Below are 2,613 nucleotides of genomic sequence, written 5' to 3' on the forward strand. Positions count from 1 at the left end.
GAGCATCGAGGCGCTCACCGGCACCGACACCGTCTTCGCCCCGGACCTGCACGAGCTGCGCCCGCACCCCGGCCAGCGTGATTCCGCCGCAAACCTGCGCCGCGTGCTCGCGGACTCCCGCCTGATCCAGCGCCCGACCGAGGGGCAGTTCACCCGCGTGCAGGACGCGTACTCGCTGCGCTGCTCCCCGCAGGTGCACGGGGCGGTGCGCGCCACGATGGCGCACGCCGCGTCCGTCGCGGGCATCGAGCTCAGCTCCGCCGTGGACAACCCCGTCGTCACGCCCGACGGCCGGGTCGAATCCAACGGAAACTTCCACGGGGCCCCCGTCGGCTACGTGCTCGACTTCCTCGCCATCGCCGTTGCCGATCTCGCGAGTATCTCGGAGCGGCGCACCGACCGCTTCCTCGACACAGCTCGGAACCACGGCCTGCCGCCCTTCCTCGCCGCAGACCCGGGTCTCGACTCCGGCCTGATGATCGCCCAGTACACGGCGGCGGGCATCGTCTCCGAGCTGAAGCGCCTCGCGGTGCCCGCCTCGGTTGACTCGATCCCGTCTTCGGCGATGCAGGAGGACCACGTCTCGATGGGCTGGGCCGCTGCCCGCAAGCTCCGCCGCGCCATCGACGGCCTCGGCCGCGTGATCGCGATTGAGCTGCTCGCCTCGACCCGCGCCCTGGACTTCCGCCTCGCCGAGGCACCCGAGCGCACCCCCGGGGCGGCCACCGCCGCCGTGCACGCGCTCATGCGCACGCGAGTGCCGGCTCCCGGAACGGACGAGTTCCTGTCGCCGCAGATCGAGGCCGCCGTCCAGTTGGTGACCTCGGGCGCGGTCCTCGACGCCGTGACCGAGGCCATCGGCGAGCTGGACTAATCTGAGGGTGGCCCCGGCGCGGGCCACCCGAGACGCACGGGCTCGCTCTCGGGAGCTCACCACAGGGAGGTGCCGCATGTCGAAGGCCTCCCAGGTGCCCGCCGCCGCGCAGACCCTGCAGATCCTCAGCCTGCTCGCCACCTCCCGCGGCCCGATGCCCGCGTCGATGATCGCCTCGCAGCTGGAGCTGCCGCGCTCGACCGTGTACCACCTGCTCGGCGTGCTCGTGGCCCACGGGTTCGTGATGCACCTGCCGGAGGAGCGCCGCTACGGGCTGGGGCTCGGGGCGGTCGAGCTGAGCTCGGCGTACTCGCGCCAGGAGCCGCTCGCCCGGCTCGGTCGGCCCGCGCTCGCCGCGCTCGTGGACCGGATCGGGGTGAGCGCCCACCTCGCGGTGCTGCACGGGCGTGACGTGCTCTACGTGGTCGAGGAGCGGGCGCGAAACGCGCCCTCCCTCATCACCGACGTGGATGTTCGCCTGCCCGCCCAGCTCACGGCCTCCGGCCTGGCGATCCTCGCGGCGATGCCAAAGGCGCAGGTGCGCGCGCTGTTCCCGGATCGTTCCGCCTTCGTGCAGCGGCACCGGAACGATCACCCGGTGGACCGCTATTCCCGGCTGCGAGCGGAGCTGACCGAGTGCCAGATCCGCGGCTACTCGGAGGAGATTGGCCTGATCACCGAGGGGCTGTCCTCGATCGCGCTGCCGGTGACGGACCACCGGGACTGGCCGGTCGCGGCGATCGCGGTCACCTACGCGAGCGAGGGGGCGACGCCCGAGCGGGTCGCGGAGCTGGTCTCCGCGGTGCGGGCCACGACGGGAACGCTCTCCCAACGCCTCTCGGGGAGGCGGGGCTGACCGGTCACGGAGCGATGTTCCTGATCGGAACGCGCCTGATCGGTACGTGCCTGATCAGTACGCGCCTGATAGAGTTTCCGTCATGGAAAGTAACTTTGTGAACCGACCCGATGACGCTCCCTCCGCGGAGGAGGCGGCTCGAGCCCTGCACACGCTCGGCGATGACCGGGAGCGGATGGCGGAGGGGATTCGTGTGCCCTGGCCGCTGCTCGCCGCGTTCGGCGGGGTGGCTGCCTGGTGGGTCTCCGCCGCGGCGGGGACCACCCCGGGGGAGGACTTTCACGCCCCCACGACCGGCTGGCTCGGGCTCGTGGCCGTGCTCTTGATTGCCCACCTCGTGCAGCGGGAGGTGGGGGTGCGGTTCCGGGGCATGGGGGCCACCGCGACGTGGGCGCTGCTGGGCATCCTCGCAATCTGCCTGCTGCTGTTCAGCGTCTCGCTCGGGCTCGTGTCGCTCGGGGCCACCTGGGCGGTATCGCTGACCGCGCTCGCCGCCTTCGGCATCACCACCTGGCTGGCCGGGCTCGCCTATCGCTCGGCGGCCGAGCGGATCGGCCGTGGCTGAGGCCCGCTTCGACGAACTCATCCACGCGCCGATGCGGTTGCGGATCTGTGGCCTGCTGCGCCCGGTTGAGGAGCTCGACTTCGCGGTGCTGCGCGACGCGCTCGACGTCTCCGACGCCACGCTCTCGAAGCACCTGAAAACCCTGACCGACGCCGGCTACGTGGTCTCGAACAAGGCCGCCTCGCGGGAGCGCTCGGACGCGCGCCGGGTCACCTGGCTCGCCCTGACGGCCGCCGGACACGCCGCCTTCGACGCGCACGTGCGCGCCCTGCGCGAGATCGCGGGCTCCGCGGGTGAGGCGACCTAGCTGAGGCGCTT

General features: G+C 72.2%; 4 protein-coding genes. All 4 read left to right on the forward strand.

Annotation, left to right across the window (positions count from 1 at the left end):
- On the forward strand, positions 1-874 hold an 874-nt coding region (locus OOT08_RS12905), incomplete at its 5' end, for an aromatic amino acid lyase (protein ID WP_325093153.1).
- A gap of 76 nt (positions 875-950) precedes the next feature.
- Positions 951-1,730 (forward strand): IclR family transcriptional regulator, encoded by a 780-nt coding sequence (locus OOT08_RS12910; RefSeq protein ID WP_325093154.1) that lies wholly within the window; start codon positions 951-953, stop codon positions 1,728-1,730.
- Between the two features lie 82 nt (positions 1,731-1,812).
- Positions 1,813-2,295, forward strand: coding sequence for a hypothetical protein (locus OOT08_RS12915; RefSeq protein ID WP_325093155.1), 483 nt, complete (start codon positions 1,813-1,815; stop codon positions 2,293-2,295).
- Positions 2,288-2,602, forward strand: coding sequence for a transcriptional regulator (locus OOT08_RS12920; protein WP_325093156.1), 315 nt, complete (start codon positions 2,288-2,290; stop codon positions 2,600-2,602). Before OOT08_RS12915 ends, OOT08_RS12920 begins: the two co-directional genes overlap by 8 nt.
- The last annotated feature ends 11 nt before the right edge of the window (positions 2,603-2,613 follow it).

The sequence above is a fragment of the Leucobacter sp. M11 genome (genome assembly GCF_035726885.1).
Lineage (GTDB): Bacteria > Actinomycetota > Actinomycetes > Actinomycetales > Microbacteriaceae > JAPFRB01.

What these genes read in the sequence shown, in the direction of transcription:
- OOT08_RS12910 (WP_325093154.1), top strand. Translation starts at nt 951, where the DNA reads ATGTCGAAGGCCTCCCAGGTGCCCGCCGCCGCGCAGACCCTGCAGATC.
- OOT08_RS12915 (WP_325093155.1), top strand. Translation starts at nt 1,813, where the DNA reads ATGGAAAGTAACTTTGTGAACCGACCCGATGACGCTCCCTCCGCGGAG.